Annotated in this window: 19 protein-coding genes; 6 read left to right on the plus strand and 13 right to left on the minus strand. The window is 69.6% G+C overall.

Going from position 1 to position 23,722, the window contains the following annotated elements:
* The first annotated feature begins 12 nt into the window (after positions 1 to 12).
* From BLV94_RS42885 to mshC, 3 genes are all read left to right on the plus strand, one after another.
* Complete coding sequence (locus BLV94_RS42885; protein WP_072941781.1) at positions 13 to 606, plus strand: DUF3090 domain-containing protein; 594 nt, start codon at positions 13 to 15, stop codon at positions 604 to 606.
* A gap of 3 nt (positions 607 to 609) precedes the next feature.
* Positions 610 to 1,413 (plus strand): SCO1664 family protein, encoded by an 804-nt coding sequence (locus BLV94_RS42890; RefSeq protein ID WP_072941779.1) that lies wholly within the window; start codon positions 610 to 612, stop codon positions 1,411 to 1,413.
* A 72-nt stretch (positions 1,414 to 1,485) separates the two neighbouring features.
* Complete coding sequence (gene mshC / locus BLV94_RS42895) at positions 1,486 to 2,733, plus strand: cysteine--1-D-myo-inosityl 2-amino-2-deoxy-alpha-D-glucopyranoside ligase (RefSeq protein WP_072941777.1); 1,248 nt, start codon at positions 1,486 to 1,488, stop codon at positions 2,731 to 2,733.
* A gap of 39 nt (positions 2,734 to 2,772) precedes the next feature.
* On the opposite strand, the gene BLV94_RS42900 is transcribed toward mshC, so the two are convergent.
* The 6 genes from BLV94_RS42900 to BLV94_RS42925 all read right to left on the minus strand — a co-directional run bounded on the left by BLV94_RS42900 (position 2,773) and on the right by BLV94_RS42925 (position 13,424).
* A complete protein-coding gene (locus tag BLV94_RS42900) occupies positions 2,773 to 6,930 on the minus strand; it encodes a TIGR02680 family protein (RefSeq protein ID WP_072941775.1) in 4,158 nt (1,385 codons plus the stop codon).
* Complete coding sequence (locus tag BLV94_RS42905; RefSeq protein ID WP_072941773.1) at positions 6,927 to 8,321, minus strand: TIGR02678 family protein; 1,395 nt, start codon at positions 8,319 to 8,321, stop codon at positions 6,927 to 6,929. Before BLV94_RS42905 ends, BLV94_RS42900 begins: the two co-directional genes overlap by 4 nt.
* Positions 8,318 to 9,769 carry a TIGR02677 family protein gene (locus BLV94_RS42910; protein ID WP_072941961.1) on the minus strand — a complete coding sequence of 484 codons (1,452 nt, stop codon included), beginning with the start codon at positions 9,767 to 9,769 and terminating at the stop codon, positions 8,318 to 8,320. The genes BLV94_RS42905 and BLV94_RS42910 overlap by 4 nt, the downstream gene beginning before the upstream one ends.
* Positions 9,770 to 9,956: 187 nt before the next feature.
* The gene (locus tag BLV94_RS42915; RefSeq protein ID WP_072941771.1) at positions 9,957 to 11,114 is read right to left on the minus strand and encodes a hypothetical protein; all 1,158 of its coding nucleotides are present in this window, start codon (positions 11,112 to 11,114) and stop codon (positions 9,957 to 9,959) included.
* 182 nt (positions 11,115 to 11,296) lie between these two features.
* Positions 11,297 to 12,418: a helix-turn-helix domain-containing protein gene (locus BLV94_RS42920; protein ID WP_072941769.1), complete on the minus strand. Its 1,122-nt coding sequence runs from the start codon at positions 12,416 to 12,418 to the stop codon at positions 11,297 to 11,299.
* A 154-nt stretch (positions 12,419 to 12,572) separates the two neighbouring features.
* Positions 12,573 to 13,424 carry a class I SAM-dependent methyltransferase gene (locus BLV94_RS42925; RefSeq protein WP_072941766.1) on the minus strand — a complete coding sequence of 284 codons (852 nt, stop codon included), beginning with the start codon at positions 13,422 to 13,424 and terminating at the stop codon, positions 12,573 to 12,575.
* A gap of 48 nt (positions 13,425 to 13,472) precedes the next feature.
* Here BLV94_RS42925 and BLV94_RS42930 point away from each other — a divergent pair, with 48 nt between their 5' ends.
* On the plus strand, positions 13,473 to 14,063 hold the full coding sequence (locus BLV94_RS42930; RefSeq protein WP_072941765.1) for a helix-turn-helix domain-containing protein: 591 nt from the start codon (positions 13,473 to 13,475) through the stop codon (positions 14,061 to 14,063).
* A 73-nt stretch (positions 14,064 to 14,136) separates the two neighbouring features.
* Positions 14,137 to 14,349: a helix-hairpin-helix domain-containing protein gene (locus BLV94_RS42935; RefSeq protein WP_072941763.1), complete on the plus strand. Its 213-nt coding sequence runs from the start codon at positions 14,137 to 14,139 to the stop codon at positions 14,347 to 14,349.
* Positions 14,350 to 14,367: 18 nt separating this feature from the next.
* Here the strand turns inward: BLV94_RS42935 and BLV94_RS42940 are convergent, their stop codons facing one another.
* Complete coding sequence (locus tag BLV94_RS42940) at positions 14,368 to 15,168, minus strand: helix-turn-helix domain-containing protein (RefSeq protein ID WP_072941761.1); 801 nt, start codon at positions 15,166 to 15,168, stop codon at positions 14,368 to 14,370.
* 65 nt (positions 15,169 to 15,233) lie between these two features.
* Between BLV94_RS42940 and BLV94_RS42945 the strand changes: the two genes are divergently transcribed.
* The gene (locus tag BLV94_RS42945; RefSeq protein ID WP_072941759.1) at positions 15,234 to 15,674 is read left to right on the plus strand and encodes a DUF3224 domain-containing protein; all 441 of its coding nucleotides are present in this window, start codon (positions 15,234 to 15,236) and stop codon (positions 15,672 to 15,674) included.
* Here BLV94_RS42945 and BLV94_RS42950 read toward each other — a convergent pair.
* The 6 genes from BLV94_RS42950 to BLV94_RS42975 all read right to left on the minus strand — a co-directional run bounded on the left by BLV94_RS42950 (position 15,659) and on the right by BLV94_RS42975 (position 23,673).
* The gene (locus BLV94_RS42950; RefSeq protein ID WP_072941757.1) at positions 15,659 to 16,246 is read right to left on the minus strand and encodes a carboxymuconolactone decarboxylase family protein; all 588 of its coding nucleotides are present in this window, start codon (positions 16,244 to 16,246) and stop codon (positions 15,659 to 15,661) included. The two genes, BLV94_RS42945 and BLV94_RS42950, sit on opposite strands and share 16 nt — an antisense overlap.
* A 93-nt stretch (positions 16,247 to 16,339) precedes the next feature.
* Entirely contained in the window at positions 16,340 to 18,526 is a 2,187-nt protein-coding gene (locus BLV94_RS42955; RefSeq protein ID WP_072941756.1) for an acyltransferase family protein, read from the minus strand.
* Between the two features lie 124 nt (positions 18,527 to 18,650).
* The gene (locus tag BLV94_RS42960) at positions 18,651 to 18,977 is read right to left on the minus strand and encodes a Rieske (2Fe-2S) protein (protein WP_072941754.1); all 327 of its coding nucleotides are present in this window, start codon (positions 18,975 to 18,977) and stop codon (positions 18,651 to 18,653) included.
* Positions 18,974 to 21,469: a nitrite reductase large subunit NirB gene (nirB, locus tag BLV94_RS42965; protein ID WP_072941751.1), complete on the minus strand. Its 2,496-nt coding sequence runs from the start codon at positions 21,467 to 21,469 to the stop codon at positions 18,974 to 18,976. The genes BLV94_RS42960 and nirB overlap by 4 nt, the downstream gene beginning before the upstream one ends.
* Before the next feature lie 90 nt (positions 21,470 to 21,559).
* Positions 21,560 to 22,711, minus strand: a complete 1,152-nt coding sequence (locus BLV94_RS42970) for an MFS transporter (RefSeq protein ID WP_072941750.1) — start codon at positions 22,709 to 22,711, stop codon at positions 21,560 to 21,562.
* The gene (locus tag BLV94_RS42975; protein ID WP_072941748.1) at positions 22,708 to 23,673 is read right to left on the minus strand and encodes a PAC2 family protein; all 966 of its coding nucleotides are present in this window, start codon (positions 23,671 to 23,673) and stop codon (positions 22,708 to 22,710) included. The genes BLV94_RS42970 and BLV94_RS42975 overlap by 4 nt, the downstream gene beginning before the upstream one ends.
* Positions 23,674 to 23,722 lie beyond the last annotated feature (49 nt).

Consider the following 23,722-nt stretch of genomic DNA (forward strand, 5'->3'; position numbering starts at 1 on the left):
GAAGGAGGTGCAATGTCACGCGCAATTCACGTATTCCGCACTCCTGACCGATTCATTGCCGGGACGGTGGGCGAACCCGGCGACAGGTCGTTCTATCTCCAGGCAGTACACGAGGCGCGAGTGATCAGCGTCCTACTGGAGAAACAGCAGGTACAGGTCCTGGCCGACCGGATGGGACTTCTCCTCGAGGAAGTGCACCGCAGGTTCGGCACGGAGGTTCCCCCGGAAGGGGCCGAACTCGACGACTCCAGCCCACTCGTCACCCCGATCGACGCCGAGTTCAGGGTCGGCACGATGGGCCTGGGCTGGGACGCGGACGCCGGAGCCGTCGTCGTGGAACTGCTCGCCGTCAGCGAGACGGAATTCGACGAGTCCGTCGTCCTCGACGACTCCGACGACGGACCGGACGCCGTGCGCGTCTTCCTCACCCCGCTGCAGGCGAGGGACTTCTCCCTGCGGTCCGAGCGGGTCATCGCCGCCGGTCGCGCACCGTGCCCGCTGTGCGGCGAGCCGCTCGCCCCGGAGGGACACATCTGCATCCGCACCAACGGGTACCGCCGCGGCCAGAGCTTCGGACTCACCCCGGAAATGGACGAGGAGGACTGACGGTTGCCTGCCGAGGAGTCCGATCCCCTGGAGTCCGGCGAGCTGACCCTCATCGGCCAGATCACCCACGCCAGTAACGCCACCCTGGTCTGCGACGCGGCCGCGGGTGAGAACACCGTCCGCTGCGTGTACAAACCGGTCCGCGGGGAACGCCCGCTGTGGGACTTCCCGGACGGCACGCTCGCCGGACGGGAGTACGCGTCGTATCTCGTGTCCGAGCAGCTCGGGTGGGGTGTGATTCCCCGCACTCTCCTGCGGGACGGTCCGTTCGGCCCGGGGATGGTGCAGCGGTGGGTCGACACCCCGGACCGGCACGCCGACGACACCGGCGGTCTCGACCTGGTCGACATCTGCGCGCCCGACGCCGTCCCCGAGGGGTGGTTCGAGATCTTGCGCGCCACCGACATGGACGGCGAACCGGTCGCACTGATCCACGCGGACGACCCGCGGCTGCAGCGGATGGCCGTTCTCGACGTGCTGATCAACAACGCCGACCGCAAGGGCGGCCACGCGCTCGAGGGTCTCGACGGTTCCGTCTACGGCGTCGACCACGGCATCTGCCTGCACACGGAGAACAAATTGCGGACCGTGCTGTGGGGGTGGGCCGGGACGGAGGTGCCGGGCGCCCTCGTCGTCGACATCGCCGAACTGATCTCCTCACTCGAGGGCGACTTCGGCGCGCGGCTCGGCGAGCACATCACGTCCGGCGAGGTGGCCGCGCTGTACGAGCGCGCCGTGGACCTTCTCGCCGCACCCGTGATGCCCCGGCCGAACGGTCACCGGCCCATCCCGTGGCCCGCGTTCTGAGCGACCCGTTCGGAGCCCGGCGGGCGGCGGCTCCCTCCGAGGCGGAAACGCGGGTCCATTAGGCTCGCTGTCATGCAGTCTTGGTCCGAAACCGCTGTCCCGTCCGTTCCAGGCCAGGGGCCTCCGCTGCGGTTGTTCGACACCGCCGACCGGCAGGTGCGCCCCGTCACTCCCGGACGCACGGCCACGATGTACGTGTGCGGTATCACCCCCTACGACGCGACCCACCTCGGTCACGCCGCCACGTACCTGACGTTCGATCTGGTGAACCGGATCTGGCGTGACGCCGGGCACGACGTGCACTACGTCCAGAACGTCACCGACGTGGACGACCCGCTGTTCGAGCGCGCCAACCGCGACGGCGAGGACTGGGTCGTCCTCGGCATGCGCGAGACGGCTCTGTTCCGCGAAGACATGGAAGCCCTCCGGGTGATTCCCCCGCGCGACTACATCGGCGCGGTGGAATCGATCGGCGAAGTGATCGAGATGGTCGAGAAGTTCGTCGCGTCCGGCGCCGCCTACGTCGTCGACGACGCCGAATTCCCCGACGTGTACTTCCGCGCGGACGCGACGGAGCAGTTCGGGTACGAATCCGGCTACGACCGCGCGACGATGGACAAGTTCTTCGCCGAACGCGGCGGCGACCCGGACCGCCCCGGCAAGCAGAATCCCCTCGACGCGCTGGTGTGGCGTGCGGCCCGGCCGGGCGAGCCGTCCTGGCCGTCGCCGTTCGGTCCCGGGCGTCCCGGCTGGCACATCGAGTGCTCGGCCATCGCCCTCAACCGCATCGGCTCGGGTTTCGACGTCCAGGGCGGCGGCAGCGACCTGATCTTCCCGCACCACGAGTACTCCGCGGCGCACGCCGAGTCGGCTACCGGGGATCGCCGCTTCGCGCGCCACTACGTGCACACCGGCATGATCGGTCTCGACGGCGAGAAGATGTCGAAGAGCCGCGGCAACCTCGTGTTCGTGTCGAAACTGCGCGGCGAGGGCGTCGACCCGACCGCCATCCGCCTCGGACTGCTGTCCGGGCACTACCGGCAGGACCGTCCGTGGACCGAGCAGGTTCTCGCCGACGCCCACACCCGGCTCCAGTTGTGGAAAGATGCCGCCGCACTCGAGTCAGCGCAGTCCGCCACCGACACGATCGCCCGGCTGCGCCAGCATCTCGCGGACGACCTCGACACCCCGAAGGCGCTCGACGCCCTCGACGGCTGGGCCCGCCGCGCCCTCGACAACGGTGGTTCCGACACGAACGCGCCGAGCGAATTCGTTGCGGCTGTGGATGCCCTTCTCGGTGTGCGGCTTCGCCGCCCGTGAGTACTTGTTAACCGCCCGCGGTTAACAAGTACTCACGGGTCAGGCGAACTCGAGGGCACCCTCCGCGGGCGTCGGGACGCGCCGGCGCAGGGGCGAACCGAGCGCCTGCGCCAGGTCGGTGCCGTCGTGTTCGGCGAGTAGCTCACCGTCGGACCACACGAGCAGGGTGGCGCTGACGCTCTGCTCGGCCGTCGAGTGCGCCAGATCGTAGTGCGCGCAGCCCGGCACGCCGCCGTACGTGATCCACAGGTCGAACCCGGTCATGAACAGGTCGAGGTCGAATTGCACGCTGAGACCGAGCAGTTCGGCCCGGCCGTTGTCGTCGACGCCGGCGAACGCCTCGTCCAGCGCCAGCAGTCGCGGGGCGTGCGGGTCGGCGGAGTCGAGCATGACGTGCGCCGCGGCGAACAGCGGCAGGTGCAGTGAGACGGACTGCTCGCCACCGGAGAGTGCGCTGTGCCGGGCGACCGTCAGCCTGTCCTCGTTGCCGTTCCCGCTGATCAGGGTGAACGAGAACACCCGCCACCGCCGGTAGTCGAGGGCGGACGCCAGGATCTCCGGGTACGACCGTTCCGGGTGGGCAGCGCGGGCGGTCCTGATCTGGTGGGCGAAGTGGGCGCGCATCGTGGCGAGTTCGTCTGGGCCCAGCGCCGAGGTGTCGCGCTCGAGCAGTTTGGAGATGGCCTTCGCGCTGTCGTCGAGGTTGTCGGCGAGCACCCAGTGGACGCCGATAGTGTTGCCGGACGACATCCGCCGCTCCCGCATCTCGGTGCCCATCCGGGCGATGAGTTCGCGGGCGTCGACGGTGCGTTCGTGGATCTGCTGGGCGAGACCGGTGAGCAGCGCGTCCTCCAGGATGCGGCGCTCGGATTCGGTGAGCAGCAGTTCCTGATCGGAGCGCGCAGACGCGATATGGGCAGCGAACTCGCCGATCGACGAGTAACCCTCGTCGTCCTGCACCTGCACGACCGTCAGGCCGTCGGGCGCGTCCCACTGCAGCCGGTAGTCCTGGCCGGCAGCCGCGAGTTGTGCGTCGAAGTCCTGCAGCGCGGTGGTGAGCGCCGTCCGCGTCGACTTGCGTGCCGAGTCGCTGACCCGCACCGATTCGGTGGCGCCGTCCAGTGCGCGGAACAGCGCATCCGCTTCGGGCGGCAGGATCGGAGTGTCCTGGTCGGCGTTCTGGATGCGGTACACCAGCTGTTCGGCGCTCATCCACGCCGCCGTACTGGCCGGCCAGGTGTGGCCGCCGTCGACGCCGAGGAGTTCGAGCAGGTCGCGCCGGGCGTACGGCGCGAGGTGGGCGGCGTCGGCGTGGGTTTCGGTGAGCGCCAGCCGAAGCGTCTGGACGGCGGTGTTGTACGCGCCCTCGGCTTTACCGATGGCCTCGCCCGCATCCTTGTCCGCCTTGCGGGCGTCGCGCTGCTCCTTCTTGCACGCCTCGATCCGCGCGTGCGCCTCCTCGAGTTGGCGGTCCAGTTGTTCGGCCCCCGCGCCCAGTGTGTCGCGGAGCGTCTCGAGACGCTGGATCTGTTGCGCGAGCACCTCTTCGGCGACGGCGGCCTCCTCCGCGAATTCCTCCGCGTTGCCGCGCGCCTCGTGCAGCCGGTCCTCGGACTGGCGCGTGTGCTCCACCTCCTTGCCGTGTTCGCGCCTGCACCGCTGCACCATCTCGCCCTGCTTCTCGAAATGCCGCACGGCCGCGGCGAGCGAGTCGATCTCGCGGGCGACGTGGGGAGTCCGGTGCGTGGATGCGGTGGCCCGGAGTTGCTTTTCCTTCGCGGACAGGTCGGCGATGGCCTGGTCGAGTTCGCGGCCGACGGCGGTCGCGGTGTCGGTGCGGCTGCGGAGCGCGCCTGCCGATTCGGTGACCTTCTTCAGCGCGGTGAGGATCGATCCGGTGCGAGGCAGGGCTTGTGCCGCCGCGGTCGTCCGCGTCAGCAACGCTGCCGCCGTATCCGCGGACGCCCGGGTGTCGTCGAGCCGCGCCCGGGTTTCCTCGAGCGTCCGGTCGAGTTCGGTGAGTCGGGCGGCGCGCCTGCGGGCCCGCGCGGTGGTTCCGATGTACTCCGCATCCGATTTCGTGTGCCGTCCCCGCTGGATCCCCTGGCGGTAGGCCCCGTCCCCGGCGACGCCCACCGGACCCTCGGCGAGGTCGAGGGATTCGAGGGCGATGGATTCGAGGATTGCGCGCACACGATCGTCGGGGACACCGGTGTCCTGCTCGACGTCGAGGACGTCGGCGAGGGTCCTGCCGGTGGGCCGATCCTCGGCGGGAAGAGCCACGAGGAATTGTTCGGATTCGACGTCGGGGAGCGCGTCGTCGACGGTGACCCAGCCGTCGAGGAGATTCGCGGCCTCCAGTGCGGCCTCGATTCCCGCCGCGACCGCGGCGTCGACGCCGTCGGCGAACCGGACCAGACGCCAGAGCGGCGCACCGGTCAGCCCGGACCGCGCGTCGTGCCTGCCTGCCGGGAGCGGTGGGGCGTCGTCGTGCTCGGATTCGATTGCCGCGCGCGCCGATTCGTATTCGGCGATCGCCTCGGCCGCGGCGGCGGCGTCCCGGTCGTACTGCTGACGACGCAGCCGGAGTGCGTCGACGGCGTCCGTGGTCTGCTCTGTCAGCGTCTCCGACAGGGTGGCGGCGTCGTCGTCGCCGATCCCGCGGAGGGCGCCGTCCAGTGCGTCGAACAGCGCAGCGGGCGCCTCGATCTCGGCGTAGAGGGACGACTGTTCCGTCCACCAGGAGCGGAGTTCGGTGGCGCATCGGCTGCGGGCCGATTCGACCGCGGTCTCGGCTTCGAGGACCGCCACCGTCGCGGTGTCGAGTTGTTCCTGGCCACGACGTGCCGCGTCGTCGGCGCGGGTCCGCTCGGTGGCGGCCTTCTCGACGGTGGCGAGCGCGGCCCGGACCGCGCGCAGGTCGCCGTCGCGTTCCTCGGCGTGCCCGCGCAGCGCCGCGGTCAACTGGTCGGCGCGCGCGTCGTCGGGGAGTGCGGTCCAGGTGATTCCGGCGTCCTCGGCGGCGACGTGAAGTTCGTCTTCGGCGTGGGCGAGCGCCTCGACGGCGCGGGTGACGGCGTCGCCCGCCTTCTCGTGCTCCTCGGACCGCTGTTCGAGGGTCGCCTTGGCCTTCTTTGCCTTCTCGGCCTGCAGTTCCGTCGACTTCTCCAGCGTCGACACGGCCTGCGCAAGGTCGTCGAGTTGAGTCCGCCCCTCGTAGGCGGTCGACCGTTTCAGTGCGTCCAGGGTGGCGTTGGCCTGGTCGAGTGCGCGGTCGGCGGCGGTGAAGCGTTCCTCGGCGGCCTCCCGGCTCGCCTGGCTGCGCGCCCGGTCGGCTGCCGCCCCGTGGAGGGCGGTGATGCCGGATCGCACCGCGTCGAGACGGGTTGCGAGTTGGTCGACGTCCGTACGCGCCTGCTGGCGAAGGTATTTCGCGTACACACCGACGAAGCTCTGCGCCGCCTGATCCGCCGCCGCCAGCCCCTCGAGCGCCCGGCCGACCTCTTCCATGTCGCTGAACGAGCGCGCCGCCTCGAGGACGAGCTGTTCGTCGAGGGGTCGCAGACCGTCGGTGAGCGCCTGCGACAGTCCCTTGGGGTCGAGGTTCTTCGCGAGCTGGGGGCGGCGCAGCGTGAGGATGAGGTTGATCAGCTGGTCGTAGCGCTGGACACCGAGCCCGAACATCCGGGCGTCGATGGCGGCGCGGTAGTCGAGCGGCCGGTCGGTGATGGAGTCGGTGCCGATCTGCTCGCCGAGTTGCTTCTTCGTGAGCGGACGGTCGTCGGTGCCGAGCAGGGAGAAGTCGACGCCGACCCGGCCGTCGGCCACGAAGTACCAGCGCGTGACCTTGTCGTTGGTGCGGGAGGCCCGCATGCCGATGCCCACGGTGACGGCCTCGGGGTCGTCCTTCGCGCCGCGGCAGAACTCCATCCAGACGTACGAGTACGCGCTCTCCTGCCCGCGGTACAGGAGGTTCGACTTCATGGTCCGTTCCTCGCCGGCGAACGGGTTGAGACGCCGCGGTTCGATCCTGCCGTCGAAGACGAACGGGAACAGCACTTCGAGCGCCTTGGTCTTGCCGGAACCGTTGGGGCCACGAAGAACGAGGCGGCCATCGGCGAAGGAGAACTCCTGATCCCGGTAGTCCCAGAGGTTGATGATCCCGGCTCGGGTGGGCCGGAAACGCGCACTCGTCATGCTGTGATGTCCTCGCTGTCGTTCGCTGAGCTCTGGAACAGGTCGATCTCCGGTGTGCGGTCGCGGATCGTGACCACCACACCGCGGTAGCGGGCGAGCGCCGGGAGCGCGAGCACGCCGCCCGGCACCGCGGCGGTGAGGCGCAGCCGCTCGAGCAGCGCCAGAGCGGCGCGTCCCAGACCGTCGGGGTCGGCCTGCCACCCGGCGGCGAACGTGCGCCCGAATCTGTCGGTCAGGGTCCGGACGGTGTCGGTGATCCACTGGTCCTCGACGACCGGGAAGAGCCGGTCGGCGGGGGCGGGCTCCTCGGGTTCGACCCCGTCGTGGCCTGCCAGGCTGTCGAAGATCCCGGACTGCGGAATCGCGCTGTCGACCTGTTCGACCAGGTCCTCGGACCGGCCCCGCGGCAGCGGCATCCGGGCCGTCTCCGGCGTGTCGGGATCCAGGACACGATCGGCGATCTCCCCCGCGAGCAGCAGCGCGACCTGCGCGACCGTTCCCGTCCCGGGGAACCGGACGTCGGAGAGCCGTCCGGAGGAGTCGATCATCGCGACGCCCTCCTCGCGCCGTTCCGCGACCAGTCCGGTGAGCAACTCGACATCGGCTGCGGTGCGGGGGAGCGCGAGCTGCACCAGTTCGTGATCGTCCAGGTCGGCGGCGTAGACGACGGGCCGTTCGACGAGAGCGCGCCGGACCCGCCGCGCCGTCTCTTTCACGTCGACCGTCCGGGACGTCCCGAACTCCGCGGCGTCGTCGTCGGTCATCGAGTCCGCGCCGGCGAGCAGACCGCGGATGGAGCGGAGATGCTGCAGTGCGCGCGGCGGCCGGAACAGGGCGATGACGACGGACCGGTCGATGTCGTAGAGCGCTTCGCCCGCATCGGGATTGGCGGCCCAGCCGCCCGCGTCACCGTCGGCGAGGGCGATCGCGCCGCGGGCCGCGAGCCAGCCGACGGCGTCGACGAACGCGTCCCGGTCGGACGCGCGTTCGGTGGACAGGTCCACCCCGTCGACCTGCGCGGCGTCGGCGGCGACGTGATCGGCGAGTTCGGACAGGGTGATCTGGTTGCCGGCGCGACCCAATGCGGCCAGCGCCAACGCGAGGTAGGCGTAGCGGTACCGGTCGAACGTGCGGTCGGTGGCCGTCTTGGCCGGGGTCCCGGCGTCGAGTCGGTCGCTGACCGTGAACAGTCGGGCGGTCGTCTCGGTGACCTCGAGCCGGTACCCGAAGAGCGTCATCAGATCGTCGCGCAGTTCGGTGGCCCACCGGCGGAGCAGGGGAAGCGCGATGCGATCCGGATAGGTCTGCGTCACCAGATGATTCGACAGGATGACGCGGGCGGCGCGCTGATACGAATCGAGGGCGAGCGGTGAGATCTCCCGTGCCTTCACCGAACGCTCACCTGCAGTCCGTCGAGGTGCAGTCGTCCTCGGGCGGTGCGCACCACCGTCGATTCGCTGTGCGGGCTGAGGGTGAGCTTCACGCCGTTCTCCGATCCGGTGCTGCTCGTGACGCGGCCGCTGACCGGTACCCGGGCCGTCAGTGCGGCGTTGAGCAGGCTCAGCAGCACGTCGGTTTCGGCCTCGTCGAGTTCCCGCTCGTAGACTCCGCCCCGGGCCAGCGACTGGGCGGCGGCCGCGCGATTTCGTTGTGCGGTCAGCTGTTCCTCACGCAGGCGGCGCACGCTGCCCTCGTTGCGCTGCACCCGCGCGGGCAGGCCGGGGGACGGCGGACGTCCGGTCTCGGCCAGCGTGCGGGAGATCTCCACGGGCTGCGCCTCCCACCACGACCGGGTGTCGGGGATGATGTCGGCGTCCGGGTGCACCATCGAGAGGTGGCGCGGACGCCCGAGGTCGAACACCGCCTGGAACAGCGCGTGCGCGGCGTCCTCGTTCGGAGTCGCGGCGAACCAGCCTGCAAGGTGGCGCAATTGGCTCTCCCTGCTGACGCCGCCCTTGCGGGTCTCGGTGACGCGGCGCAACAGCGACAGGACGGCGGCGATGGCGCTCATCGTGCCCTCGCGCAGGCGTTCCGACTCGCTCGGACCCGCCTCGCTCCCGACGAACCAGTGCGTCAAACCGGTCCACCGGGCGCGCCAATCGGCTTCGCGCTCTTCGACATCGAGGAACACCCGCTCGTCGCTGGCGGCGGCCCGCGCCACCATCGCCTCGACACCGGTGTCTTCCACGAGCGCGATGGCCGCGGCGAGTTTCGGCGCATACCGCGACAGGTCGGAGCTGAACTCGCGCATGTGGGTGAGGAGAGCGTCCTTGTGGGACATGAACGTCTCCGGGGTGATCTCCGTGGTGCGGACGAGATCGCCCAGGGTCAGATAGAACTGGGCCGCACGTCCGGCCATGTCGGACAGCGTCGCATCGAGTCGGTTGAGTTTCCGGTACACCAGGTCGTTGTCGGCGGCGCGATTCGCCGCGGCCAGGTCGTTCATGTCGGCGAGAAGGTCCGGGAGCGCCAGCCGGGACAGCGACGCGTCGTCGAGCCGGGCCGCGAGTGCGTCCTCGACGGCCCGGAACACCTGGTAGCCGGCCTGACTGAACTGGTACACGAAGTGCCGGTTCCGATATTCGGCGAGTGTCGCGGCGCGCGTTCCGTCGTAACTGCGTTCGAGCACTTCCCAGACGTGGAGTTGCTCGAGCAGGGAAGTGACGTCTCCGGCGCCGAGTTGCCCGGCCGGGTCGTCGCCGGCGAGGCCGTCCAGGATGCGGGCGACGTCGCCGGCGTGGAGCAGCACGACGTAGTTGGCGCGGGCGTGATCGAAGGCCCGCAGCACCCACAGATACTCCGCCCGCTTCTCCGCGGTGGCGAAGGAGAACAGTTTCAGCCGGTCGTCCCGGAGCGGGGGAGCGACCGCCGGACGCCCGGCGCGCAGCCCCGACGGGGACCGACCTGGATCGCTGCCTGATTCACTCACCGTGACAGGTTATGCGGTCGTGCAGCGGTCGAGCGAACGCCGTGCCGACCTGCACCCCTCACCCCACCACGACACCGACGAAAGGGAGGCGGGGCAATCAGAGGACGAACAGCACGAAGACGATCGCGACCAGCACGAGCGCCAGCCCGACCGCTGCGGCGACGAGCCAGGACGCCCGGGAGGCACTGTCGGAATCTTCCCCGGACTGCACGACGGCGCGCGGTTCCGGCGGCGTCGCGACTGCCGTTCCGCCCGACACTCGCGCGGGGGAGGCGCCCACCGCTGCGGCGGACGCGGGGTTCTGCGTGCGTGTGGCGGCCCGGTTCGGGGTTGCGGACGTCGACGGCACGGGCTCGCCGACGACGGCGTCGATCACCTCGGTGACGTCGTACGACGGTGGCAGGCCGATCGGGGTCACCCTGTGGGTGGTCGGATTGAACCCGGCGGCGCGGATGGCGGCACCGAGCGCCGAGGTCTGCTCGGGGCCCGGGCCGACGACGCACCGGACATCGAACTTCTCGCCGATCGTGGCCGCGAATCCGTGAACGGCCGCGGAGTCCCTCGCGATCAGACCGTCGCCCGTGACGACCACGGCGTCGAGGTTGCTGGGCAGCCAGCCGAACGCACCGAGTGCGGTCGCGATCTGGGCCGTCGGGGAGCCCCCCGAGGAGAACCGGAACGCCTTGCCTGCCTCGACCCCCGAGCGAATCAGCGCGACCGTCGATCCGGTGTCGTCGACGTGATAGATGCCGACCAACTGCCCGGGGCGCTCGGCGATCTCGGATTCGAACCAGGCCGCGGCGGCTTCGGCATCCGAGACCAGGGACAGATACGACATGTCGGCGTAGTCGAGCGCGTCGCGGAGCGCTGCGACCGCGGCCGAGTCCCAGCGGGTCGGATAGGTGGCCATGATGTCGGGGGCGCCACCCGTTCGGCCGCCGTGGTCGGGCAGAGGTTCGCACTCGCGGAGCAGGCATCGCATCGCACCCGCGACCAGGTCTTCTGCGCGGTACCGCGATCCGTCGCCCACCGCGACGCCGGCGGGGTCGCCGACGCGGGGAAGGAACCCCGACACGGTGTGGGTATCTCCGATCGTGTGCGGCGCCGATCCGCCGAGAATTGCGGTGCCGTCCGGGCACATGTGCAAGACGGTGTCGCGGACGATGACGATCGGATCCGGGGATCCTGGATCGTTCGACGCCACCACCGCGGTGGACACGACACTGCCGATCCTGAGCCCGACTCCCATGGACATGCAAGAACCCCTATTCGTGTTGCGAACGGATTGCGACTTCCGTCAGGCCCGCCCGACTCGGTCGGTGAGGCCACAAGATGTACATCCTGCTACCCGAGGGTGCTTGTGCGCGCCATCACGCGCGGCGTGGCGTGGTCGTATTGCACACACTCGGGAGTTTCCGCCTGCGACGAGTGATCGAGTCAGGTCACCGTGGGCGCGCCGAGGGCCGTTCTCCACCCGGTCACGTTCTCGGTCATCCAGCTGAGGAGATGCTCCGCTTCCTGCGGATGGCGGCCGGTGCCGGCGAGGAGATCCGCGAAGGCCTGTGCCGGGGCGACCAGGCGGACGTTGTCGCGGAACAGGGTGCGTTCGAAGACCGCGGCCGATCGGGGAGTGGCGACGAGAACGTTGGCACCCTGATCGACGGGACGTAGTTCGAGAGCGCCTGCCAGCGCCTCGGCGTTGTCGGCGTAGATCTGCACGTGGTGCGCCGGCGCGTACTCGACGAACGCTGCTGCGGCGTGCGAGCCTGTCACCGCGTAGAGATGGTCGGAGACCTTCCCGAGTTTCGCGACGAACGACTGCACTCCCTCGGGTGCGAAGTAGCCGACGGTGGGGCAGTCCTTGAAGCTGGAGTCGCTGCTCCAGGCGCGCAGCATCTGCTGCCACCGAACACTGGTGATGGGGCCGCGGGGGAGTCGCTCGAGGAGATCGCGTTCCTCCAGGGTCTCCACCACCCGATAGGTCGCGCCGGTGGACGCGCCGGACAGCCGGACGAGTTCCGGGACCGTCAGCTGACCCGAGTGATCGGCGAGGGCACGCACGACCCGCGCGGCGGGATCGCCGGTCAGCTGGGCGGCCGGACGGCCGGGCCCACGCCACGGGTCGGCGTCCGCGCCCCGGTCTCGCACCCAGATGGCGGGCCGGTCCGCCGACAGAGAGGTGTTGCCCGTCGCGTCCGCGTACGACAGACCCCTGGCGTCGAGTTGGCGGCGAACGGGTTCGGAAAGATAACGGGCGCAGACGAATCCGCGATCGGATCCGGACAGTCCGTCGGCGAACCGGGCGGCGTCCCCCGCGAGCACCCCGCGGGCGGGGATGACGGAGAAGGACGCCACCTCGCCGCCCGGGGCACCGACCAGCAACCGTTCCGGTGCGTCGGCGAGGGAGCGGGACTTTCCGGACGTCAGCGACCAGCCGTGGGGGAGTGCGGCCTGGAGGGTCGCGATCGCCCGGCGGTAGAGATCGATGTCGCGTTCCGGCTTGGGGAACGGGACCTTGGGCTCGCTCCCGGCGAATTCGGGGTTCTCCTGATTCGGCACTTCGCCAGTCTACTCAATCGGTCCGAGACGGAACCGCGTAAAAGACCGAATTCTGGGGTTCCGTTCCGTAGGTCACCGAGCATGCAGATCCCGCCGATCCTCACCACCGCACAACACCCGTTCCGAAAGCTCGGACAAGGGCACGCACACGATTTCAGGGGCGTCGGGCGGTCCAGGCGGTCCTGCTGCCGCGGACCGTCAGGTCCCCGCGGTGCAGGACGCTGTCCGGGTTGTCTTCCGAGAGAAGACGATCGAGAGTGTCGCGGTCGTCGGCGGCCAGTTGTCCGTCGAGGGCGGAGCGAACACGGCTCAGAAAGGTATGTGCGTAGCGTCCGGTGCTGGGCGGGGTGGGGGTTGCCTCACTGGTGAAATTGCGCTCCTCGACGTCCACGAAACCAGCTCTCTCCACGTGGTCCCGCCAGTTCGGGTGAGCGTTCCAGTCCATCCGCGCCAAGGCCTCGTGGCAGCGCGACTCCAGGCCCGGGCGGCCCATGCCCAGGTCGTCCGGCAGGAGGCGGGGCAGGGCGTCCATCTCGACGACCACCAGCACGCCGTCGGTGTTCAGCGCGGCGTACATGTCGCGCAGCACCCGGTCGGGGTCGGCGACCTCGTGCAACGAAGAGGCCGCCCACACGACATCGGCGGCCTCGACTGCGGGCCAGCCGGCATCCAGATCGGCGTGCACGACGCTCACCCGGTCGGCCAGGCCCTGCCCGCGCGCGGCTGTGCGGACGCGCTCGAGCATCACCTCCGACCTGTCGATCGCGACCACCTCGGCCGCGGGGAACCGCCGAGCCAGCGTCAGGCTGCCGACGCCCGTTCCCGCGCCCACGTCGACGACCCGGCGCGGCGTCTCCCCGACGCGCCGTTCGGCCCACTCGGCCACCTGATCCAGGTAGGAGCCGAAGATCTCGGCGTCCAGGTCGAGGAGATCCGGCAGAGCGGCTTCGTGGGCGAGTGTGTGCTCGCCGTGGTGGTGGGCGTGGTGATGCGAATGCTGTGTCATGACTCCAAGGCTAGTCACGTTCTGCTCTATACGCATACACTCTTGCGTATGACGCAAGAACTCGGATTGGACGGTGTGATCCGGCAGCGCATCCGGGGCCTACGGCTGGCCCGCGGCTGGTCCCTCGACGCGCTCGCCGCCCGCTGCTTCCTCAGTCCGTCTACGCTGAGCCGCATCGAGACGGGCCACCGCAGGATCGCCCTCGACCAACTGGTTCCGATCGCGCGGGCTCTCGGCACCACGCTCGATCAGCTCGTCGAGTCCGTCGACGACGAGGACGTGGTGATCCGGCCGATGCCCGAACACACGCGAGGCCTCACGACCTGGCTCCTGTCCCGCGAACGCGCCCTCCACGGCGCAACCGTGGCGAAGATGCGCATCACCCCCGAACGGCCGGCCGGCCCGGAGCACGTCTGTGTGCACCCCGGTCACGAGTGGTTCACCGTCCTGTCGGGGACGGCCCGCCTGCAACTGGGGGAGCGGACCATCCTGATCGAAGCCGGTGCCGCAGCGGAGTTCTCGACCATGGTGCCGCACTCCATCGGCGCCCACGACGGTCCGGTGGAGATCCTCACGATCTTCGACCACGACGGGGAGCGGGCACACCTGCACGCCGCGGACGACGCTCCGCCGGCGTGACGAACGCACGCCTACGGTGCACGGCCCATACGATGTGGGCGGCATCGGCGCACGCCGAGAAGAAAGGACGGATATGTCGTCTTCCGACACCGCAGGCGAGACGGAATTCCCGGCGAGTATGGGGAAGGTCTCCCGTCGTGAGCTCGCGTCCCACGGCTACACGCGCTTCGATCAACTGACGACGGTCACCGCCAAGGAGCTGTTGAAGATCCACGGCGTCGGACCGAAAGCGATCCGGATCCTCGAGGAGGAACTCGCCGAGCGGGGACTCGGCTTCGCCGGCTGAGCGGCGGAGCCGGACGCGCTACAGCAGGCCGTTCGCGCGCTGGTAGGTGGCAGGCGGTGTGCCGACGACCTGGGTGAAGACCCGGGTCAGGTGGGCCTGGTCGCTGAACCCCAATTCGTAGGCGAGCGCAGACCAGTCGATCCTCTCGCCCGAGTGGGCGGCGGCGGCCGCGTCGAGGATGCGAAACCGCTGGATCACCCACTTCGGGCCGATGCCGACGTATTCGGTGAACAGCCGTTGCAGGGTACGCAGGCTGCAGCCGGCGTGCGCGGCGAGCTGGTCTGCGCGGACGAAGTCCCGGCGGCGCTGGGCGTCGCCGACCAGGGCCGTGACCTCCCGTCCCGTAGGATCCGGAACGGGATCGCTGCGCAGAAGATACCGCTCGAAGGTGTCGATCATCTCCGCGCTGTCCGTGCCTGCGAGGATCCGTTCCGCGACCGGGCGATCGTCACCGGACAGCAGATCCCGTCCGGGCTGGACGGTTCCCGAGATCGCGCCGAGACTGCTCTTCAGCAGAGGCCGGAACCCGCCGGCGTGGAAGGCGGCACCCAGCACGTGGCCGTGTCCCGTCAACGTTCGGGAGAACGGCGACCGGGAGATCCCGTGCACCAGCAACTGTCCGTCCTCGGCGGCGACGTGAACGCGCGGCTGAGGAACCACCTGCTGCCGATGGGGCTTCGGCACCGACCACCTCACCAGCCAGTGGTAGTCGACGAACTCGGCCAAATCTGCTCGGGGAGCGACTCGTTCGACCTCGAAACCGGGTGCGTCGGCGGTCGGGCGGACGATCGCCTCGGGATGTCCTGGCACATTCGGCACTCGCTCATCCTAGTGTCGCGAATGTTCAAGAGCGCCACGCTGCCGCGTACCTAGAGTCTCCTGACATGAGCTACTCACACACTGCACGAAGCAAATTCACCATCGCCGCGTGGTCGGAATCGCTGATCACCGACATCGACGGCGAAGGTACGACCGCCGGCGACACCTACTACCCCGCACGCGGCGCCACGCGAGCGGCCGTCGAATATTCGTACTCCGGCGACATCGAGGGAACGAGCACCGTGACCTACCTGATCGCGTACAAGGCCGATGCCGCCCCGGTGCTCGGCCTCGAGCGCTTCGAGGGCTCGATCGGCGGGCACGACGGAACGTGCGTGTTCCAGCACCTCGGCAGCCAGGACCAGGGTTCCGTGTCGGCACGGATCGAGGTGGTGCCGGGTATGGGCACCGGCGGTCTGACCGACCTGCGTGGCAGCGCGGACCTGTCCATCGCCGGACCCGGCGAGGGCGGCTACGAATTCGTCCTGTCCTACGACATCGGCTGAGTACGGGTCGTCGAGCGTGCGCTCAGCGGCTTCAGGCCACACGACGCCGCGAGGCCCTGCGACTCGATGCCGAACGCGGTGTTGGAGCGGGTCATGAAGTTCGTCAGTGCGATGAACGCGGTCAGTTCCACCATCGCGGCCGGGCCGAGTGCCTTCAGTAGCCTGGCCGACAGTTCGTCGGTGACCGTCGGCGGGGTCAGCGTCATCGCCTCGGCATACTCCAGCGTGTCCCGCTCCAACGGGGTGAAGACGTCCGACTCGCGCCACCGAGGCACCTCGCGTGCCTTCGTCTCGTCCAGTCCCTTGTTGTGGGCTTGGAAGTAGCCGTAGTCCAGGCAGAAGCCGCAGCCGACCATGCTCGCCACCGCCATGTGGGCGAACGATTTCAGATTCTCGTCACACCGGTCCCACTTCTGTACCTTGCGGCCCACGCTGAAGCTGAAGTTCAGCACCTTGCGGTTGTGCCACACTACCCCCACCCCGTCGGGTACGTCGCCGAGCATCTTGCGGGACATCCGCTTGACGACCGCACCGTAGATGCCGGTCAGCTCTGCCTGCGGGATCCTGGTCATGATTCCTCCTCCGGTTGGAATGTTCTCGGCATAGAGACACCGGCCACGAGCCGAATGTGACATCCGAACCGGATCTTTTTCGCCGGCCGCCCCTCAGCCCTGCGCGAGTGCGCGGTCGGCCAGCGCGGCGATCACGGGTGAGAGCGCCTGCGCGTGTTCGAGGGTCAGATGGTTGTCGTCGCGGTACACGAGGTCGTTGCCGACGACGACCGGGCAGCGCTCGGCGGTGCAGAACAGGGTGGTGAGATCGGCGTACCTGCCGCCGCCTGCCGCGGTGGCGGTCGCCTCGGCCGCGACCCCGGCGTCGTTGACCGCGACCGCACGCGGGGGCGAGCAGGCACTCGCGTCGTCGAGGTGCGCGGACAGGCACGTCGGGACGGTCGACTGCGGATCCGGGACGGGACCGAGGACGAGGACGGCCGCACCCGTGGCCCGCAGTTCCGTGACCAGCCGCGTCAGGCTGTCGAGCCAGGGCCGGGCATAGACGCTGAAACCGAAATCGGCGCCGTACCGCCGGGACATGCTCAGCACGACCAACCGGGGCCGCTCGGCCCGCAGCCGGTCGACGATCTCGCCGCGCCACTGCTCGCACTCGGTGTATTCCCGCCCGAGGTAGGGGCTGGTGAGGGGAAGGTCGAGGAGTGGGCAGGTGACCTTGCCCATCGTCTCCAGCCGCCAATGATGCTGCTCGGAGGCCGCTTCGAACGCCGGGGCCCACATCGCGGCATGCGAATCCCCGACCAGCGCCACCGTCGTCGCCGATGTCACGTCACCCGATGCGCACTCGTCCTGCCCCACCTCGAGCCACGACCGCACGCAGCCGTTGACGAACACCGCAGGCTTGTCTGCCGGTGCGTCGGCGAGCGGTGGCGACAGATTCGACGGGACCGACTGCAGCCCAGCAGCCGCCGCGACCGCCGCCTGCACCTGAGCGGTCATGTCGTTCACCGCCGCGTCACGCGGATCGATTGCGGGAGTGGCCGATTCGACCGGTGCCGAGACGGTGAGGGCTGCTGCGGCGGCGCCGTGTCCGACCGGGACCGGCCGCGCCACCAGCAGAACCAGTGCCGCACAGACGGCGACGGCGGTGACGGCTCCGCCGAGGACGAGGCTGCGTGAGGCCGAGAGACGTAGCGGAGCCGCGAAGCGAACCGGGTTCTCGACCAGGGCCAGTGTGAGTCCGGCCAGACCTGCGGACACCATGACCATCGCCAGCCGATCGGTCAGATCGAGAGAGCGGCCGAGCACGATCGGCGCGAGCAGCAGTACCGGCCAGTGCCAGAGATACCAGGAATAGGACACCCGCCCGACCGCCCGCATCGGCGGCAGGGACAGGCCCCGGCCGACCCCCAGCCGCGGTGCGGCACAGCCCGCTCCGATCACCAGCACCGTGCCGAGCACCGGCAGCAGCGCGGCGGTGCCGGGGTAGGGTGTCTTCTCGCCCAGCCGAAGACAGGCGAAGACGATCAGTGCGAGGCCTGCCCAACCGGCGGCCGCGGCGACCGCAGGCGGCAGCCGCCGCCAGTGCCGAACCGACAGCGCGACCAACCCACCGGCGGCCAGCTCCCAGGCGCGGGCGGGCAGCGAGAAGAACGCCCACGGCGGCAGCGTGCGGGTCCAGTCGAGCGAGACCGCGAACGACACCGCCGCGACCACCGCGAGGACCACCAGATACGGGGTCGTCGACGGTGCGTGGTCCGGGCCCTGGCGTCGTGTTCTGCGCCGCACGAGCCAGGCGACCCCGATGATCAGCGCAGGCCACAGCAGGTAGAACTGCTCTTCGACGCCGAGCGACCAGTAGTGCTGGAACGGTGACGGGGGCGTGTCCGCGGCCAGGTAGTCGGTGCCGTGCAGCGCCAGTCGGTAGTTGCCGACGTAGAGCGCGCTCGCGATCCCGTCACCGAGGACCGCGCGGGCCTGCAACGGAGGAAGGAGTAGGGCCGCGCCGATCGCGGTGGCCACCAGCACGACGCACCCGGCGGGCAGCAGTCGCCGGGCACGGGCGCCGTAGAACTCGGCCAGTCCCACGCGGCCGGTGGCAGCCACGTCCCGCCACAGCAGCCCGGTGATGAGAAACCCCGAGACGACGAAGAAGATGTCGACACCGGCGAATCCGCCGTCGATCCCGGGCACACCCGCGTGAAAGAACACCACGGCCAGCACCGCGACGGCCCGCAGACCCTCGATGTCCGTACGGAACACGGTTCCCACGGTCCGGTCACCGGCCTGAGGGCGGTTACCGGATCGGCCCCGTCGTTCCGAACTGGCGACGGTACTCACTCGATCAGCGATCTGTCCATGCGACGAGCCCCTTCAGCTGCAGCACTGGCCTCATGATGACAGCGGTGCCGCAGTTTTCCCGAAAGGCACGCCGTACCAGGGCAGAGCACAATCGGGCGAACACTCACACGTGCACGACGACCGACCCGTCGCGGACCGACGCGGGGTACGTGCGGACCGAGCCCACACCCTCGGATCCGCATGCGCCCGTGTCGAAGGCGAACGCGTACTGGTGGAGCGGGCACGTCACGCCGGTGGCGTCGATCTGCCCGTCGGCGAGGGGACCACCCTTGTGCGGGCACACCGCATCCATCGCCCGAACGGTGCCGTCCGACAGCAGGAATACGGCCACCTGACGGTTCTGCACGACGTACGTCCGGCCTTCGCCCGGTGTCAGGTCGCTGACCGGTCCCACCGCGACCTCGGCGGGACCCTCGATCAGGGCGGTCATCGGACCGGCACCTGGGGGAGCGGCAGCAGCGGCAGCGAGGGAGCGAACTGTGCGGGCGATTTCGGCGCGCTGCGCTCCTTCCAGGGATCCCGGTAGCCGTCCACCGCCGTCTGGATCCGCTCGTCCAATCCGGTCACGATGTCCTCCTCGTCTCGGACCAGTAGCGCCTGAAGATGTTCGAGTCCTACCCGCGGCACGAAGTCGTACGTGCGTTCGAGCCATTTCGCGTTCTCGCGGTAGTACTGGATGAACCGCCCGCCGAGTTCCACTACGGCGTCCGGTGATTCGACCGTGGCCAGCAGGTCGCCCTTGCGGATATGCGCTCCGGCGGCGCCGCCGACGTAGATTTCCCATCGATCGTCGCCGACCGCGACCACACCGAAGTCCTTGCACAGGGCCTCCGAGCAGTTCCGTGGGCATCCGGCGACCGCGAGTTTCAGCTTCGCGGGCGTCTCCAGGCCCTGGAACCGCTCCTCGAGAGCGATGCCGAGGCTCGTCGAATCGCCGAGACCGTAGCGGCAGAAGTCGGTTCCGACGCACGTCTTCACCGTGCGCATGCTCTTGCCGTAGGCGAACCCGGACGGCATGTCGAGGTCACCCCACACCTTGGGGAGATCCTCCTTCTTGATGCCGAGCAGGTCGATGCGCTGCCCGCCGGTGACCTTCACGAGCGGCACGCCGTACTTGTCCGCCACGTCGGCGATCTTGCGGAGTTGCTCCGGCGTGGTGACACCGCCCTTCATCTGCGGGACCACCGAGAACGTGCCGTCGCGCTGAATATTGGCGTGCACGCGGTCGTTGATGAACAGCGCGCCGCGCTCGTCCACCCAGTCGGGACCCCAGATGGTGCGAAGCAGCGAGGCCAGGGGCATCTTCGCGGACGCGTCCTCCTTCGCGTCCACCGCGAGCTCGACGAACACCTGTGACACGGCGCGGAGATCGCGTTCCCGGATGGTCGCGATGAGTTCGGGCTTCGTCATCGGAATGCAGGGCACGTACCAGTCGGCGGAGGGGTCGGCTTCGAGTTCGCCGCCTGCGGCGCAGGCCACGATGTCGGCGACGAGTCCCTTGCACGAGCCGCAGCCCTTGCCTGCCCGGGTCTGGGCGCAGACGTCGGTGAGCGTCTTGGCGCCGGAATGGACGCACGCCACCAGATCGCCCTTGCTCACGCCGTTGCAGTTGCACACCTGCAGGTCGTCGGGGAGGTCGGCGACACTCGTCGCGGCGCTCGGGGCTCCGACGTCGAAGAGCATGCCGATCCGCTCCTCGGGCAGCGGAACCTTGCCGTCGAACGCCTGCGTGAGGAAACCCGCCTTGCTGATGTCGCCCATCAGCGTGGCGCCGATCAGCTTGCCGTCGCGGACGACGAGGCTCTTGTACGTGCCGCTGCGCGGTTCGTAGTACTGGATGAACTCGTCGTCCGCCGTCTCGGGTCCCTTGACGCCCATCGCGGCCACGTCGACACCGGCGACCTTCAGTTTCGTAGTGGTGCGTGTACCGACGTACGCCGCTTCGGGATTGGAGCCGGTGAGGACTTCGGCGAGGATGACCGACTGCTCCCACACCGGGGCGACGAGGCCGTAGGTCTCCCCACGGTGCTGTGCGCACTCGCCGACGGCGTACACGGAACCCTCGTCCTCGCAGCGCATCTGGTCGTCCACCACGACGCCGCGTTCGACCACCAGCCCGGCGGCCCGCGCGAGTTCGGTGTTGGGCCGGATTCCGGCGGTGACGACGACCATGTCGGCGGCCAGGGTGGAGCCGTCGACGAACGACACCCCGGTCACCAGGCCCGCCTCGTCGCGCAGCACGGCGGTGGTCCGCATCGAGGTGTGGACGCCGACGCCGAGTTTCTCGATCTCGGCGCGCAGGACGCTGCCGCCGCGTTCGTCGAGCTGCTGGTTCATCAGGTGCCCCGGGGAGTGCACGACGTTGACGGTGAGGCCCTGGGTGCGCAGCCCGTACGCGGCCTCGAGGCCGAGCAGACCGCCGCCGATGACCACCGCGGACACGTCGTCGCGGGCCTGCGCCATCTGCAGCATGCCGTTGGTGTCGGCGATGTTCCGGAATCCGAACACCCCGCGGGCCAGGCGCCCGTCGTGCTCCCGCAGTCCGTCCATGTTGGGGAAGAACGTATTGCTTCCCGTGGCGATGATGAGCACGTCGTAGTCGACGACGCGGCCGCTCTCGCACGTCACGGTCTTCGCGAACCGGTCGAGCGCCAGCGCGCGGTCGCCGGCGTGGAGTTTGACGCCGTTGGCGGTGTACCAGCCCATCGGGTTGAGGATCAGGTCCTCGTCGTCGACAGCCGCCTCCCCGGACAGCACGTGCGAGAGCATGATGCGGTTGTAGTTGCCGTAGGGCTCGTCGCCGATCATGGTGATCTCGAAACGCTCACGCCCGCCACGGTTGAGGATCTCCTCGACGGTGCGTGCGCCGGCCATACCGTTGCCGACGACCAGCAGCTTGCTCGAACTCGGTGTGTGGGCCATGCACAGAGGCTGCGCCCCGGGAGTGTCGTAACGGCTGCGCGCACGTTACGTGGGAATCAGGAACACCTCACAGTCCTCCGGGAAGGCGTGTCAGGCGGGTGCGTGGTCGCGGGGCATGAGCAGCGGGGCCAGCACGGCGAGCAGCACGGCGGGCAGAAGGAAGCCGGCCGCAGGCGACACGGAATACACCGGGGTGAGGGTGATCGGGGCGAGCGCGTTGCCCATGAATCGCAGCGCCTGCACGACGGACACCGCGCCGCCCCGGTTCGGGCCCGGCGACCCGAGCACGGCGGCGTTGACCCCGACCAGGATGAACTGACCGGCGACCCCGGCCGCGAACCACGCCACGGCCACGACTGCGAGGAGGGACACGGTCCCGGCGGCCGCGACGAGAATCGCCCCGCCGAACGCGCCGATCAGTACGGCCGCCCGGGCCCCGATCTTGTCGATGACACCGCCGACGAGACGTGCGGTGAGGATGCCGGCCACGCCGAACCCGGTGAGCAGCAGCCCGCGCTGGGTCGGGCTCAGCCCGAAGACGTCCTCGGCGCGGAACGCGACCAGGAAGCTCAGCCCACCGAGCGCGCCCCACCCGAGGAGTGCGACCACCCCGATTCTCAGCACCGACGGGGTGAGGGCGTCGCGCAGTCGCGGGCGCGGCGCCCCCGGCTCGGCGGGAGCGCTGTCGGGAACGCCGACCATCCCCAGCACCGCGGCCACGAGGGCGATGACGAGGAACGCGAGACGCCAGTCGACCTCCGCCGCGAGCCCACCAACCAGCGGCGCGCTCGACTGTCCCGCAGCCTGGAAGGCGCCGAAGATCCCCAGCGCCCGGCCGAGATGCTTCTTCGGGGTCGAGGCGGCGAGCGCCGCCAGCAGCAGGGGCGTCGTGAACGAGTTCGAACACCCCTGGAGCACGCGGGCACCGAGGAAGAGCGGCAGCGTCGGCGCCACGAAACAGGCCAGCGACGACAGCAGGTAGACGCCGTACGCGATCCGCACGGTCCGCATCTGTCCCCACCGGGCGCCCAGCGTGCCCGACACCAGCATCAGCAACGCGAACGGCAGCAGGTACGCCGTCAGCGACCCGGCCGCGGCGGATGCACTCACGCCGAGGTCGTCACCGATCTCGGGAAGGATAGAGGCGACCACCCCGCCGCCGAACGGGCCGAGGAAACCGCCGGCGTAGAGCGCCGTGCGCTGGAGCGAGGAACGAAGCGACTCGGACGAGTTCTTCGTCACAGCCCGAAGCTGCCGGGCCCACGCCTGCGGAGATACCGCTCGAACTCGGCCGCCAGCGCATCACCGTCGATCTTCGAGATGGCCTCGGAGATGTCGGTCTCGGCGTCGCCGCGCTCCTCGAGGGAGCGGACGTAGTCGCCGATCTCCTCGTCGTCTGCGGTCATCTCGGTGACGGCTTCCTGCCAGTCGTCGGCCTGCGACGGGAGTTCCCCGAGCGGCACCTCGATGTCCAGGACGTCCTCGACGCGCTGCAGCAGAGCCACCGTCGCCTTGGGGTTCGGCGGCTGGGACACGTAATGGGGCACGGCCGCCCAGAACGACACCGCAGGCACACCGGCCCGGACGCACGCGTCCTGCAGCACCCCGGTGATCCCGGTCGGCCCCTCGTAGCGGGTCTGCTCGAGCTTGAACCGCTCGGCGGCCTCGCTGCTGTACGCGCTGCCCGTCACCGGGACCGGCCGCGTGTGCGGGGTGTCCGCGAGCAGTGCCCCGAGGATCACCACGGTGTTGATCTGCAGTTGATCGATCAGCTCGAGGAGGTCCTCGCAGAAGCTGCGCCAGCGCATGTTCGGTTCGATTCCGCGCAGCAGCACCACGTCGCGGTCACTGCCAGGAGGCGAGCACACCGACAGCCGGGTGGCCGGCCACACGATCTCCCGGGTGACCCCGTCGACCTGCCGGACCGTGGGGCGATTGACCTGGTAGTCGTAGTATTCCTCGGAGTCCAGCTCGGCCAGCGGCTGGGCGTCCCAGGTCAGTTCGAGGTGCTCGACGGCTCCGCTCGCGGCGTCGCCGGCGTCGTTCCAGCCCTCGAAGGCGGCGACGAGAACAGGGTCACGAAGTACGGGCACGCCAGTGTCGGTGGCACCGTCGTCGGCGCTGTCGGTGGCACCGTCGTCGGCGGTGTCGGGGGTGTCGTCGTCGGGGCCCGCAGGCGTGACGGGGAACTCACTGGAACTCACCCACCCAGCCTACGGCCAGCGTTGGTTCCCCCGCCCACTAGTCTGGACG

It is taken from the genome of Rhodococcus koreensis (genome assembly GCF_900105905.1).
Classification (GTDB): domain Bacteria; phylum Actinomycetota; class Actinomycetes; order Mycobacteriales; family Mycobacteriaceae; genus Rhodococcus_F; species Rhodococcus_F koreensis.